We start from the raw sequence: 13,755 nt of genomic DNA on the forward strand, positions 1-13,755 counted from the left end.
TAAGGCTTGAATTGCAACTTTCGTTTGGAATCGGACGTATAACAGTAGCCTGTCAAATTAAAAAAGATACATTATGAAAACAGAAGAATTTAAAGAGTTAGATGTGTTGATTTCATCGAACGTAATAAATGCCAGAGGTGAGGACAAAAAATTCAAATTACCCCCTCTTCCTTATAAAGAAAACGGTTTGGAGCCTTATATCAGCGAGAAAACCATTCAATTCCATTACGGAAAACACATGGCTACTTACATCAATAATATGAACAATCTGATTGCCGGTACCGAATACGAAAACATGTGTTTAGAAGGGATCGTGATGAAATCGGAAGGCGGTTTATTTAACAACGCCGCCCAATCTTATAATCACGCGTTTTATTTTGAGGCATTCAAACCTTACGATTCGGCCAAAGTGGTTCCAACCGGAAAAATAAAAGAGTTGATTGATAAATCTTTCGGTAGCTTCGAAGCTTTTAAAGAAGCATTCACAAAAGCCGCCACGACCTTATTTGGTTCCGGATGGGCTTGGGTGATACTTACGAAAGAAGGAAAACTCGAAATCGAACAAACCGGAAATGCGGACAATCCGTTGAAACGCGGTAAAAAACCGATCTTAACCATAGACGTATGGGAACACGCTTACTATTTGGACACTCAAAACGCCCGTCCGAAGTACATAGAAAATTTTTGGAATATCATTGATTGGAACGTTGTCAATCAGCGGTTAAAATAAAAAATCGGGAGAATATCTCCCGATTTTTTTTAGGGTACAATCTCCATCTCTTCGATCAGATGTTTAGCTCCCGCGTACTTATCGATAATAAATAATACATAACGTATATCTACCGCAATATTTCGGCATATTTCCGGACTGTATTGCATATCGGACATTACCCCTTCCCAAGCCCTGTCGAAATTCAGACCGATCAGATTTCCATCCGCGTTCAACACGGGGCTTCCGGAATTTCCACCTGTCGTATGATTGGTTGCAATAAAGCAAACCGGCATCTCTCCATCCTGAGCATACGAACCGTAATCTTTGGATTCGTACAACTCTTTTAATTTCTGAGGAACATCGTAATCATAGATTGCGGGATTGTTTTTTTCCATAATTCCCTCTAAAGTCGTATAATGCTTATAATACACGGCATCTCCCGGCGTATACCCTGCAACCTTACCATAAGCGATTCGCAAAGTTGAATTGGCATCCGGATAAAACGTTTTATCCGGTTGCATCTCCATTAAACCGGCCATCCATAAGCGATCCAGCGTTATTAATTCATTCTGTATCCGGGTTAATTCCGGTTTTATCTTTTCTTTGACCAACTCCTGAATCCCGTTCATGAATTGATATATCGGATCTTTCTTAATTTTCTGCAAACCCTTAGGCGTCACATGTTTTACAAAATCAAGAAGAGCCTCCCGATGCGTGAATAAGGATTTTTTAAAGATATCCGCCGCATAATGATCGTAACTCTTCTCTCCGTGTTTGATATATTTGGAATTTAATTTGACCATGCCAGGGATCCACTCCTCTCCCAACTCCTCATTATTATACAACCGAAGCATCTCTGCCATGATTTTCTGATCGGTAGCCACATCATAATCTTTATAAAACGCCTCAATCTTTTCCGTAAGTAATTTTTTATACTCCTCTTTGTCGTCAATTTTATCATAAAGATCAAAGAGTTTGGATAAAGAGGATGCCAAACCAACGATTTCGGCACCGCGCAAACCGGCTTCCATGGCATAGGCTCCGGCTAATGCAAAATCCTTTCTTCTCTCGTACAGATCGCGGTAGCGGTCTGTTAATCCGATATATTGCGTTTTCTGTTCGCCACGCGCCCATCGATCGAATAGCTGTTCCAATTTTTTCTTTTGTTCTGCCGTTTTGAAACGTTCCAGTCCTTTAATCTCACCCTGCCACTTTTTCCAGGCATTAGCCACATTCGCGGCTTTGGCGGCATATTTAATACGTAATAATTCATCCGAATTCATAGCGGCATTAATGACATTCAATTTCGCCGTCCGGATTTTTATTTTATGAGGATCTTCTATGTTTGCGATCTGTTCGATAGCATACGAGGTTAAGTATTCCTGCGTAGTTCCCGGATAACCGAAAACCATGGTAAAATCACCTTCCTTTACTCCTCCTGTTGAAATCTTAAAATATTTGGCCGGAGTATAGGGTATGTTATCTTGTGAATAATCGGCCGGTTCGTTGTCTTTTCCGGCATATATCCGTAAAACGGAAAAATCCCCCGTATGGCGAGGCCATACCCAATTATCCGTGTCTCCTCCGAACTTACCTATTGCAGAAGCCGGAGCTCCCACCAAGCGTACATCCCGATAGATTTTAAATACCGACAAAAAATATTGGTTCCCGTTGAAATAAGGTTTAATATTAGCTTTCAAATTCGTTCCTTTTACCGCTTCCGACTCTAATCTCCGGGCTGTTTGCGTAACGGCTTCGATTCTCTCTTCTTCTGTCATTCCGGGTTTTACGGCCGCATTGATTTTATCCGTAACGTCTTCCATTCGCACCAGGATAGAAGCCGTAATCTTGGGATTGGCCAATTCCGCTTTTTTATCCTGCGCCCAAAAACCATCTTTCAAGTAATTGTGTTCCAGACTGGAATGAGCCTGAATCATTCCAAAAGAGCAATGGTGGTTCGTAATAACGAGTCCTTCGTTACTCACTATTTCCCCCGTACAAAAGTGATGGAACGGTGAATCTTCCCGCCCCAAACCGATAACTGCATCTTTCAAGGAGGCGTGATTAATATCGTAAATATCTTCCGCGGTAAGTTTAAAACCGGCTTTTTGCATATCTTCGATATTATACTTCTTTAATAACATAGGAATCCACATTCCCTCGTCTGCCATACTGGGCAGGGCCAATAGGACAAAGGCCAAAAAACATACTGTAATTTTTCTCATATATAACGATTTAAAATGATTTTTATCGAATTTACCAATCCAGATTCTTTAAGGTCTCGTAAAGCTTCTGCGTAGGTAACCCCATTACATTATAGAACGATCCTTCTACTCTCTCAATCCCGATATACCCGATCCACTCCTGAATACCGTAGGCTCCCGCCTTATCATAAGGTTGAAACGTATCCACGTAAAATATGATCTCTTCATCCGATAGAGTGTTGAAATAGACGTTCGTAAAAACCGAGAACGAGTGTTGTCGCATCGTCGTGGTCAAAGTAACACCTGTTACAACCACGTGTCGACGTCCGGATAATTCCTTCAACATACGGATGGCCATATCCCGATTTTGAGGCTTACCAATAATTTTGTCATGGAGGCATACCACCGTGTCTGCAGTAACCAATAATTCATTCTTTTCCAATTCATGTCGAAAAGCTTCCGCTTTCAAACGGGAAAGAAATTCCGGTACCCGCGTAACAGGTATACCCTCCGGATATTTTTCTTCGATGTTTTTCGTCCGGACCTCAAACGTGAATCCGGCATCCCTCATTAATTGCTGTCTCCGGGGGGAAGACGACGCCAAAATCAATTTATAATTGTTAATAATATCCATGTTCACGCTACACTATTAAAGAAGTATTGTAACAACAAGCTAAATCCCACACACAGAACCATAATAAGGCGTATCAAATAGAATTGAAATTTTTTACGATCATCCCTTAAAACCGAATAGACATAGAACAAATAGGGTATGAATAGACCAACTGCAAAATATCCTAATACGACCCACGAATGTGAAAATTCTATGGCATAAAGTACGAACATGGATACAATGCACCAGCATACGAGAATAGAGATAAAAATTTTAGTCTTTCTGATTCCCAATTTTACCGGAAAAGTCATCACTCCGTCATCCCGGTCTCCCTCTATACTGTATATATCTTTATTGACTTCATAAATCCACATGTTGAAAAAAAGAAAATAAGAGAACCATCCCGTCCAATACAATACGGCATTGAAGTTTATTCCCGTTTTTGCGATAACATCCGAATAAGTATGAGTCAAAAGAGGGATTTCAAACAATACCGCGGACAACGGAATGCAACCGGCCAAAAAAGCCACGATCAGATTTCCCCAAACAAAACGTTTTTTATAGCGTGAAGAGTAGAACCAAAGCAAAAGCGAAACGGCCAAAAATAAAATCCCGAATTCCCAATGGCCGACTCGTTCTCCCATGTAAAATGCAATGACAACGGCTACTATATTTAAAAAAGTATGCAAGATGATAGCCATACGCCTGCTTATCGTTTTTCCGACAATAATCTCCCGGTTTCCCGAAAGTCGGTCTGTCTTCGTGTCAAAATAGTCATTGATCACGTACGCTGCTGAAACAAGGCAACAGACAGAAACTACAAGGAACGAAAAATCTCCATCCGACAACTGCAAGGAAAATCCTCCCCGCGCCAAGATCGGTACGATAACGAAGTAACGCATTGCATACATGGTAAAAGCAGCAAAGGCAATTGTTCGTAAACGGATTAATTTAAAAATTTCCAACATCTATAAATTCTTGTAGTTAAACGCTAAGATCGTTACTGACTTTCGCCCATTTTATTACATGCACTTTACATAACATTGCGTATCCATCCACTCCCCTTTGGCCTTCAATACTTGAGATACTACATCCCTCACACAACCCAATCCCCCGGGGATATCGGAAATATAACGGGAAATCGACTTTATTTCTTCACAGGCATCAGCGGGACATACAGGTATACCGACTTGAGTCATTACGTTGTAATCCGGTATATCATCCCCCATATACATCACCTCTTCCCTTTTCAAACAATACTTTTGTAGAAATTCGTCCAATGCCTCCACCTTATTTGCGATACCGAGATAAATATCCTGAATACCCAGTTTTTGAAAACGTTCCCTTATTCCGGGAGCGCACCCTCCCGATATAATACATACCGGATAGCCTTTTTTGATACAATACATCATGGCATAGCCGTCTTTTGTACACGATGTCCTTACCAATTCCCCTTCAGGGGTAATATTCATCTCGTGACGGGAAAAAACACCATCCACATCAAAGGCAAATGCCTTTATCGTTTTAAGTTCTTCTTTAAAAAAATTCATATTATTCATTTTTTACCAAAGTGTTGGCATATCCGCTATTTCATCTTGCTTCGTCGGATTATCCTCTTTCGTCTGACTCTCTTTAATCATTTCCGACAATAAAGCATACAGCTTTAATAAATTTTTATTCTCTTTCAACATACTCTTATGCCCGTTCAGGATAGATTCATCTCCCCGTTTAGCCGGTCCGGTTTGAGCCTCCATAGGAGTCATTAACATGACTTTGTGTGCCGTTTCGAAGATCAAAGGCCGTAAGACCGAAAAAGGCAACCCACTATTTTCCAACATTTTTTCAGCTATATGATACAAGTAATTAGGAAAATTACAAGCAAAAACGGCTGCCAAGTGTAGCTCTTTACGCTGATCCGAATGGACGGGATATATATTATCCGATAAATCAGTTGCCAACTCCCTTATTCTCTCCATTGCAACAGGAGAATTCCCTTCTATACACAGGGGAATTTCCTTGAAATTCAAATCTCTTCCTTTAGAAAAAGTCTGAACAGGATAAATAACCCCGTATTGCTTCGAAAAAGGTTTGAGAATCTCCATAGGAAGACTTCCTGACGTATGCAGTAAGAGTGCATCATCATGTATTCTAATTGACTTCAAAAGAGGATGTAACACGTCGTCACTTACACAAAAAAAATATATATCCCCATCCGGATAAATTTGTGAAAGATCAGATGTATAAGAGATACCTGTTTTGCGACCTAATTCTCTTGCGGATTCGATGGTACGGCTGTATATCTGACATAAATTAGCTCCCGCTTTCAATAAAGCGGCGGCTAAATGATGTGCCACGTTACCGGCCCCGACTAATATGATTTTATCTTGTCTCATTCCTGATATCCTATATTTTTCGGTTTTATTTTCCCCGTTTTCAACGCCTCGCAAAGACGATCGACAGCTTTGCAAATATCTTCATAAAAAAACTCAGAAATCAATACCAACTTTCCCTCCGTAACCTCCAAATGCTTATATCCATTTTTATTTTCATTCCGGTTTATTAGCAGTAAATCTCCCCCAGGAATAAAGGTATGAGTCATTTGGTTGCGTAGTTTATCGTACAAGTAATAATTCTCATTTAACAAACGGTAGCGTCCTCCGAACAATTTTGTAACACCGGAGGCAAATCTTTTAGCAGACTGCCCTTTAGCCTTCATCGGTTTCGTATCCAAAAAACTTCCCAGCACCTCAACAGCTTGTCCCATAATAACAAACTGCATATACGATAATTCAAGTTCCACTACCTTCGAGAGCTCTTTTATCATGACATTCCGCAAGAAATATTCTATCCGATTGATTTGTTCGCTTGTTTCCATAATTCCAGCCAAAATTAAGGCAAATAATTGAAAGTTGAAAATGGATGCAAGAGAATATAAAGTTTAAGAACTTTAACGATCACTTATTCGTTTTATCCTGTAACTTTGCGTCAGGTTAAATGAATACGAATATGATGCTATACAATAACGTTCCTATAGAGAAACGGTCGTTTTCCGAGGATATTTTAAACACGGGACTAAGCCTTTACGAAGTATGCAGGGTTTTTAGAGGAAGTGTCATTTTTCTCGAAGACAATCTCTTAAGACTGGAGAATTCCATACGTAAATCGAACGTAAATATCGATATCCATGCGCTCCATATAAAAGACAAACTGGACCACTTAATTCGTTTGGAAGGGATCAAAGAGGGTAATCTTAAATATGTCCTACACATCACTTCCGACGCGATTGACGAATACATATATCAGATCCGGCACTCCTATCCTACAGAAGAAGCTTATCGCTCGGGAGTTGATACGATTACTTATCATGCCATGAGGGATAACGCCGAAATAAAATACATTAATCCTCACTTGCGCGAAACGACCAACGAACTCATTCGTTCGCATGGAGTTTACGAAATCTTACTGATAGATCAGGACGAATGTATCACGGAAGGATCTCGTTCCAACGTATTTTTTATACGCGACAACATTTTTTATACAACTCCTGTACCTTATGTTTTACCGGGTACAAGCAGAAAACGGGTACTTGAGATTTGCCGGCAAGAAAATTTCCCTGTCGTGGAAAAACGCGTGTCCTGTGCGGACTTGGAAAACTACGACACCGCTTTTATTACAGGAACTTCTCCTCTCGTATTACCGATACGTAAAATCGATCACCTGTTTTTCAATCCCGCACACCCCTTATTGAGAAAAGTCATGGAACGCTATTTTTCATTATTAACTTTAAATTTTTAACCTGATTTCACATGCTTTACTTTGAATAAGAATATCTTTTTCTTAATATTGCGAACGTATTGTATACTTCTGTTATCTAAAGAAATACAATGCGTTTTTTTATTACGAAACAGAGCCTATGAAATATATTATAAGTTTGATCATTTTATCAGGTGTTCTTTTGTTCAGGCCTTGGAATATCAACCGTACTCAGGCCGATATGATGGAAACGACAGAAGAGCGGCCTATGGAAGATACCCTTATACCTATTCACGATATCATTCATAATTATTATTCCGATTTATCCGAAACAAAACGTTTAGATGCAACTATCGAACGATTTATGAATCAATGGGAAATAAAAGGAGCCTCTTTGGCTATAATGAAGGATGGAAAATTGATTTACAGCAAGGGATACGGGTATGCCGACGAGGAATCTCAGACCAAGGTTGATGTGAGTCATATCTTTAGAATCGCTTCTATTTCTAAATTAATTACGGCAACCGGTATTATGAAGCTGGTAGAAAGTGATAAATTATCCTTAGAAGATAAAGTTTTCGGAGAAAACGGAATATTGAACGATACCGTATACCAAGCGATCAGGGACAAGCGGGTGAAGGAGATAACGGTAGAACAGTTGCTGCGACACAAAGGAGGATTCTCTTTAAGGTACGGAGATCCCATGTTTCATCCGGTAGAAATTGCTAAAAAAATGGGCGTTCCCCCTCCTGCCGATTTGAATACGATAATCAGGTTTGTATTATCAAAGCGTTTAGGATTCCGTCCGGGGACCAGTACTTGCTACTCGAATGTAGGATACGGGATTCTTTCCAAAGTAATTGAAAAGATAAGCGGACAATCTTATGAAAAATACATTCAGGACAGCATACTGATCCCTGCCGGCTGTTTCGATATGCACCTGGGTAACAATTTACGCGAAAGGCGCTACCCGAACGAAGTAAAATACTACGAACCCACCAACGCCGAATTAGTACGGGCATGCGATGGAAGGGATACATTGGTACTTCGATCCAACGGGGGAAATAATATCGAAGAACTTTACGGCGCCGGAGGATGGGTAGCTTCTCCGACCGAGTTACTACGATTCCTGTCCGCGATAGACGGAAATGACAATTATCCCGATGTATTAACTCCCGAAAGCGTCAAGACGATGACGGCCAATATTTACAATGCCCTGCCGATCGGCTGGATGAACACGAATTCCAGAGGTGATTGGTGGAGGTCAGGGACCTTAGCCGGAACGAGTGCTATGATGAAACATCAAAAAGACGGTTTCAGTTGGGTTTTCATTACGAATACAAGCAGTTGGACCGGAAGTAAATTCCCGAACAAAATAGAACGGATGATGCATCAGGCTCTAAACCGGGTAAAATCCTGGCCCGAACGGGATCTTTTTGATTCGGAATATTGTAAAACGATAGAAAACTCTCAAGAATTATTAGCAAACGAACCCGCTCATGAACCCCTTTCCTCCAAAAATTCTCTTAGCACCCAACGCCTTCAAGGGAAGTCTCTCAGCTTTTGAAGCGTGTCATATCCTTTCAACATCTCTAAAGAGAAACGGAATTGAAACGATATCTCTACCCATGGGGGACGGAGGAGATGGAACTGCCGCCGTATTAGCTTATTATTATAAAGCTCGGCCCATAGAAACCGTGACATGTGACGCGTTGGGACGAACCCGGAAAGCTATTTACTACGTTGACGGAGATACTGCTATCATCGAGTTAGCCGAAAGTTGCGGGATAAAACACTTGAAAAGAGAAGAATACGATATTTTAAATACGAATACGGCGGGGTTCGGAATAATGATCCGTAACGCAATAGAGTGCGGTTTTAAAAAATTAATTCTTTGTATAGGAGGAAGTGCCAGTGTGGACGGAGGAATGGGAGCTTTACGGGAAATAGGTTTGTCCATAGAAAAAAAATCAGATACATACAGGAACGATATTATTGATATGAAGGACATTCATACCGATTATATACAAAATAGATTTAAGGATATAGAGTGTACCGTCTTATGTGATGTGGATAATCCGATAACAGGAGAACAGGGAGCTGCTTTCATGTTCGGTCCCCAAAAAGGGGCGTCTTCGGAACAGGTCATTTTATTGAATGAAAAGCTTCATAATCTGACCTGCTTGTTAGAATCCAAAACCCGGAAGTCGTTACATACCCTGAAACACGGAGGTGCTGCCGGAGGGATTGCTTTGTCTTTTTGTTCTTTGTTGAATGCTAAATTAGTATCCGGTTCCACTTTTTGTATAGAACTTGCTCGACTAAGGGATTATCTCTCTTCTGTCCAAGCAGTAATAACAGGAGAAGGTAAAATAGACGTACAATCTCTGCACGGAAAAATTCCCGGATCCATTTCCGACCTATGTCGTGAAAATCATAAAACGGTATATGCTATTGCCGGAATGACAGACCATCGACTTCTCTCCTCTTTCGACCAGGTCTTCACATTGCTATCTCATGCTTCTTCCGTGGAGGACTCTATCATAAATGCAAAAGAATATCTAAAAATCATTGCCCAGGAAATCTCGGATGTATTTTACGCTTCCATCTATTCCATGTAACCTCTGCAAAATAAATTATCACTTTTCCTTTGACATTTGCTTACAATTTATAAATTTTGCAGCTTCAAAACAGACAATCATAAATAATTATCTAATAACAAAAACTTATAATTTATGTCTTATAAAATTCTTGCGATTAATCCGGGGTCAACTTCCACGAAAATTGCTATTTACGAGGATGAGAATGAGCTATTCGTGAAAAATATCAAGCATTCATCCGAAGAAATCGCCCGTTTTGAGACCGTTGCTTCTCAATTCCAATTCAGAAAAGAGATCATTTTAACCGAATTGAAAAATGCCGGGTTCGATATCAACGAGATCCATGCAATCGTTGGCCGGGGAGGATTGGTTAAGCCTATAGAATCGGGAGTGTATGAAGTAAACGATGCCCTTATAACCGATTTAAACAACCCTCCTCTCGGAGAACATGCATCCAACCTGGGCGGATTGATTGCTCACGATATCGCCCGCTCTTTAAATAACGGAGCCAAAGCCTATATCGCGGATCCGGTCGTTGTGGATGAAATGGAAGAAGTTGCCCGTCTCACCGGACATCCCGCATTCCGAAGAGTCTCCATTTTCCATGCATTGAATCAAAAAGCAATTGCAAGAACTTATGCCAAAGAGATTGGGAAAAAATACGAAGATATCAATCTGATTATTGCCCATTTGGGAGGAGGCGTTTCCGTCGGAGCACATAGACGGGGACGAGTAATTGACGTAAACAACGCTTTGGACGGAGACGGACCGTTTTCTCCTGAACGTTCCGGTACCTTGCCTACCGGACAATTGATAAAAATGTGCTTCAGCGGAGAAAAGACTCAAGCCGAGATAAAAAAGATGATCAAAGGTGAAGGCGGATTAGTAGCTTATTTAGGAACTAACGATGCTTATGAAGTAGAGCTGAAAGCGAAAGAAGACCCGCAATGGAAACTGGTTCAGGACGCAATGTCATATCAGGTGGGTAAAGCTATTGGAGAGATGGCTGCCGTTTTGAAAGGTGACGTGGATGGCATTCTGTTAACCGGAGGAATCGCACATAACCCCTTCCTGGTTGCTTATGTAAAAGAGATGGTCGAATTCATCGCCCCGCTAAAGGTATACCCCGGAGAAGACGAAATGCGTGCTTTGGCCATGAATGGCCTGATGGTTATCCGCGGAGAACTTACCGGAAAAATCTACCAATAAGAGTCGGTCTTTAAAAGGGGAAAAGGCTCTAAATGTCAGTATAAAAAAAATGAGAAGCGCAGCAAAGCGCTTCTCATTTTTTATCGATTCATTCATTTATTTATTTTCAGTCGTATCGACAGGCTTCTGAATACCTTCAGTCGTTGCGCGTTCTTCCATACGCTTTATGCGTGAATCCAAATCGGGATGAGTAGAAAATAACTGGTTCAGTTTACTGTTTTTTTTCGCTCCAGCCTCTTCCTGCATTTGTTTCAATCTATGAAACGAAAGAGCCATCGCCCATGGATTTTTCCCGGCCTTCTTCAAAAATTCATAACCGTAATCATCCGCATCGCGTTCCTGTTTTTGCGAGTAATTGGCTTGCACCAAAGCTTCACCGAGATCACCTAACTGCGAATCGGTCAATGCGGCAACTTTTCCGCCTTGAGACGACACTCCGTCTTTTAAAGCGGAAGTCAACAATGCCGTACGAAAAGCTTTCTTCGAGTCCTTATGGGCCACATGTCCCACCTCGTGTCCAATCACACCCAACAACTCCTCGTCACTCATAATATCCATTAACGAAGAAAAGACGCGTACGCTACCATCCGCACAAGCAAAAGCGTTAACGTCAATCACATAGTACACTTTAAAATTCAAAGGAATACCCTCCACCTCCTTCAATCCTTCCGTCAGTTTCTTCAGTCGAATAGTATAAGGATCATCATCGGCACATACCTGATTGTGCTTATCCATCCAATCGATATACTCCTTTACATACGCGGCCATTTGTTCGTCAGTCAGCGTAACCGCCTGCACCGCTTTCGATGCCCCGCTCACTGCTTTTTTAAGTTTCAACTGCGCCATTACAGGCATCACGAATGTTGTACACATGAGTACAACCGCACATTTCACAAAGAATCTTATCATCATATTTTAGCATAAAAAATTACGCGGCAAATAAAATAAAAAAAATCCATACCAGATAACAGTTAAGCGACTTTTTTAGACTTTCTGCAAGTCATAAAATTCCTCGGAAATCTTTGGTTCCGAGGAATCTTTTGTAAGAGTCTTTCTCTCTGTTTTGATCAGACGACTCCCCGTATACGATCTTCAAAGGCCGTAAGAGCAGCTTTTGCTCCCTCACCCATCGCAATGATAATTTGCTTGAAAGGCACGGAAGATACATCTCCTGCGGCATAAACTCCTGGAACATTCGTCCGGCAATAACTATCTATGACAATCTCGCCTCCGCGGTTCGTATCCAAATATTCCCTAAACGGGAGCGTATTGGGAGCTAAACCGATCTGCACAAAGATACCATCCAATTCAACGATACGTTCTTCCCCCGTTCGATGATCTTTTACGCGAATCCCAGTCACCTTCTCTCCATTTCCAATCACCTCCGTGGTTTGAGAACCGGTGAAAATATCGATATTAGGCATACTTTTAGCCTTCTCTTGTAATACCTTATCGGCTTTCAATTCATCCAGAAATTCAAATACAATCACGTTCGAGCAGATTCCAGCCAGGTCTATTGCAGCTTCGATCCCCGAATTTCCTCCCCCGACAACCGCCACTCGTTTTCCTTTATAAAAAGGACCGTCACAATGCGGGCAAAACGCTACGCCGCGTCCAATGTACTCTTCTTCTCCCGGTACATTCAATTTACGCCAACTTGCTCCCGTGGCAATAATAACTGCATCCGCCATGAATTTTTCCCCACCGGATACCGTTAATTGTCTTTTACTTTCTTGTATCTCTATTTTCTCTATTTTTCTATGCTCGAACAAATCGATAGGATAACGATTCATATGAGTCCTCAAATTATCGGCTAACCGATCTCCCGTGGTTTCGGGAATGGATATTAAATTCTCTATCCCTACAGTTTCTTTCACCTGCCCCCCTATCCTTTCAGCGATGACCGCGACACTCAATCCTTTACGAGCCGAATAAATGGCGGCAGAACATCCGGCCGGTCCTCCTCCAACAACTACAACGTCGTATTCTTTAGCAGGTATCTCCCGAACGTTTTCGATTTTCCCGTACCGAACTTCCAATTTATCCAATAAAGTCCCGAAATCACCCCTTCCGACATGCAATAACTGCCCGTCCGCAAAAACGGCAGGAACTCCCTGAATCCTCAATGCATCTATCTCTTGGGGATAAATAGCTCCATCCACCATTTCATGTCGAATCGCACCGTTTAACGTGGTCATTGCATTCAATGCCTGTACGATATCGGGGCAATTGGTACAGGTTAAAGAGACATAAGTCGTCAAATGTATGGGACCTTTTAAAACTTTTACACGGTCACATATTCCTTTATCCGGAAAATTTTTCCCTTTTCCGTCCAAATTCAATATCGCCAGCAATAAAGAAGAAAACTCGTGTCCGTTAGGAACCGCCCTGAATTTTATACCGGTCATTTTGCCGTTTTTCAGTAAAACAAAGGATAAACCTTCTCCCTCTCCTACTCGACAGGAAATTTTCTCGGAACAGGAAGATACGTCTTCCAATAGTTCCAATAATTCCGCACGACTTCCATGTTCCGGCGAAACAGAAATATCGAAAAGGTATTCTGCCTCCAACGGGCTAAATATTGTATATAATTGTTCTTTTAATTCAGAATCTAACATCTTGTTTTATTTGTTTTTAGTGGTTTCCTGACGAAGAAATAGGGTC

Annotated in this window: 13 protein-coding genes; 5 read left to right on the top strand and 8 right to left on the bottom strand. The window is 41.2% G+C overall.

Annotated elements, in window-relative coordinates:
* The first annotated feature begins 73 nt into the window (after positions 1-73).
* Complete coding sequence (locus DMB45_RS02550; RefSeq protein ID WP_082027475.1) at positions 74-730, top strand: superoxide dismutase; 657 nt, start codon at positions 74-76, stop codon at positions 728-730.
* Positions 731-759: 29 nt separating this feature from the next.
* On the opposite strand, the gene DMB45_RS02555 is transcribed toward DMB45_RS02550, so the two are convergent.
* The 6 genes from DMB45_RS02555 to DMB45_RS02580 are packed head-to-tail and all read right to left on the bottom strand — an operon-like array spanning position 760 to position 6,404.
* Positions 760-2,937 carry a S46 family peptidase gene (locus tag DMB45_RS02555; protein ID WP_041503629.1) on the bottom strand — a complete coding sequence of 726 codons (2,178 nt, stop codon included), beginning with the start codon at positions 2,935-2,937 and terminating at the stop codon, positions 760-762.
* Positions 2,938-2,968: 31 nt separating this feature from the next.
* Entirely contained in the window at positions 2,969-3,550 is a 582-nt protein-coding gene (locus tag DMB45_RS02560; protein ID WP_041503628.1) for a Maf family nucleotide pyrophosphatase, read from the bottom strand.
* A gap of 2 nt (positions 3,551-3,552) precedes the next feature.
* Positions 3,553-4,497 (bottom strand): geranylgeranylglycerol-phosphate geranylgeranyltransferase, encoded by a 945-nt coding sequence (locus tag DMB45_RS02565; RefSeq protein WP_041503627.1) that lies wholly within the window; start codon positions 4,495-4,497, stop codon positions 3,553-3,555.
* 54 nt (positions 4,498-4,551) lie between these two features.
* Positions 4,552-5,079 carry a KdsC family phosphatase gene (locus tag DMB45_RS02570; protein WP_041503626.1) on the bottom strand — a complete coding sequence of 176 codons (528 nt, stop codon included), beginning with the start codon at positions 5,077-5,079 and terminating at the stop codon, positions 4,552-4,554.
* 12 nt (positions 5,080-5,091) lie between these two features.
* Positions 5,092-5,922 carry a Rossmann-like and DUF2520 domain-containing protein gene (locus DMB45_RS02575; RefSeq protein WP_041503625.1) on the bottom strand — a complete coding sequence of 277 codons (831 nt, stop codon included), beginning with the start codon at positions 5,920-5,922 and terminating at the stop codon, positions 5,092-5,094.
* A complete protein-coding gene (locus DMB45_RS02580; protein ID WP_041503624.1) occupies positions 5,919-6,404 on the bottom strand; it encodes a hypothetical protein in 486 nt (161 codons plus the stop codon). Before DMB45_RS02580 ends, DMB45_RS02575 begins: the two co-directional genes overlap by 4 nt.
* A gap of 131 nt (positions 6,405-6,535) precedes the next feature.
* Between DMB45_RS02580 and DMB45_RS02585 the strand changes: the two genes are divergently transcribed.
* From DMB45_RS02585 to buk, 4 genes are all read left to right on the top strand, one after another.
* On the top strand, positions 6,536-7,324 hold the full coding sequence (locus DMB45_RS02585) for an aminotransferase class IV (RefSeq protein WP_052634657.1): 789 nt from the start codon (positions 6,536-6,538) through the stop codon (positions 7,322-7,324).
* A 118-nt stretch (positions 7,325-7,442) separates the two neighbouring features.
* Positions 7,443-8,849: a serine hydrolase domain-containing protein gene (locus DMB45_RS02590; protein WP_110688400.1), complete on the top strand. Its 1,407-nt coding sequence runs from the start codon at positions 7,443-7,445 to the stop codon at positions 8,847-8,849.
* Positions 8,782-9,903 carry a glycerate kinase gene (locus tag DMB45_RS02595; protein WP_082032903.1) on the top strand — a complete coding sequence of 374 codons (1,122 nt, stop codon included), beginning with the start codon at positions 8,782-8,784 and terminating at the stop codon, positions 9,901-9,903. Before DMB45_RS02590 ends, DMB45_RS02595 begins: the two co-directional genes overlap by 68 nt.
* Positions 9,904-10,017: 114 nt before the next feature.
* A complete protein-coding gene (gene buk / locus DMB45_RS02600; protein ID WP_041503622.1) occupies positions 10,018-11,091 on the top strand; it encodes a butyrate kinase in 1,074 nt (357 codons plus the stop codon).
* A 96-nt stretch (positions 11,092-11,187) separates the two neighbouring features.
* Here the strand turns inward: buk and DMB45_RS02605 are convergent, their stop codons facing one another.
* Together DMB45_RS02605 and ahpF are read right to left on the bottom strand one after the other, a co-directional pair.
* Positions 11,188-12,000 (bottom strand): M48 family metallopeptidase, encoded by an 813-nt coding sequence (locus DMB45_RS02605; RefSeq protein ID WP_041503621.1) that lies wholly within the window; start codon positions 11,998-12,000, stop codon positions 11,188-11,190.
* A 158-nt stretch (positions 12,001-12,158) separates the two neighbouring features.
* Complete coding sequence (gene ahpF, locus DMB45_RS02610) at positions 12,159-13,709, bottom strand: alkyl hydroperoxide reductase subunit F (RefSeq protein WP_041503620.1); 1,551 nt, start codon at positions 13,707-13,709, stop codon at positions 12,159-12,161.
* Positions 13,710-13,755 lie beyond the last annotated feature (46 nt).

Origin of the sequence: Sanguibacteroides justesenii (genome assembly GCF_003204205.1) — a bacterium.
In the GTDB taxonomy this organism is placed as follows: Bacteria; Bacteroidota; Bacteroidia; order Bacteroidales; family Marinifilaceae; genus Gabonibacter; species Gabonibacter massiliensis.

Excerpts from the sequence above, each read along its gene's own strand:
- DMB45_RS02550 (WP_082027475.1), top strand. The coding sequence starts at position 74 with ATGAAAACAGAAGAATTTAAAGAGTTAGATGTGTTGATTTCATCGAAC.
- DMB45_RS02560 (WP_041503628.1), bottom strand. The coding sequence starts at position 3,550 with ATGGATATTATTAACAATTATAAATTGATTTTGGCGTCGTCTTCCCCC.
- DMB45_RS02575 (WP_041503625.1), bottom strand. The coding sequence starts at position 5,922 with ATGAGACAAGATAAAATCATATTAGTCGGGGCCGGTAACGTGGCACAT.
- DMB45_RS02590 (WP_110688400.1), top strand. The coding sequence starts at position 7,443 with ATGAAATATATTATAAGTTTGATCATTTTATCAGGTGTTCTTTTGTTC.
- buk (WP_041503622.1), top strand. The coding sequence starts at position 10,018 with ATGTCTTATAAAATTCTTGCGATTAATCCGGGGTCAACTTCCACGAAA.
- ahpF (WP_041503620.1), bottom strand. The coding sequence starts at position 13,709 with ATGTTAGATTCTGAATTAAAAGAACAATTATATACAATATTTAGCCCG.
- DMB45_RS02605 (WP_041503621.1), bottom strand. The coding sequence starts at position 12,000 with ATGATAAGATTCTTTGTGAAATGTGCGGTTGTACTCATGTGTACAACA.
- DMB45_RS02570 (WP_041503626.1), bottom strand. The coding sequence starts at position 5,079 with ATGAATTTTTTTAAAGAAGAACTTAAAACGATAAAGGCATTTGCCTTT.
- DMB45_RS02580 (WP_041503624.1), bottom strand. The coding sequence starts at position 6,404 with ATGGAAACAAGCGAACAAATCAATCGGATAGAATATTTCTTGCGGAAT.
- DMB45_RS02595 (WP_082032903.1), top strand. The coding sequence starts at position 8,782 with ATGAACCCCTTTCCTCCAAAAATTCTCTTAGCACCCAACGCCTTCAAG.
- DMB45_RS02565 (WP_041503627.1), bottom strand. The coding sequence starts at position 4,497 with ATGTTGGAAATTTTTAAATTAATCCGTTTACGAACAATTGCCTTTGCT.
- DMB45_RS02555 (WP_041503629.1), bottom strand. The coding sequence starts at position 2,937 with ATGAGAAAAATTACAGTATGTTTTTTGGCCTTTGTCCTATTGGCCCTG.
- DMB45_RS02585 (WP_052634657.1), top strand. The coding sequence starts at position 6,536 with ATGATGCTATACAATAACGTTCCTATAGAGAAACGGTCGTTTTCCGAG.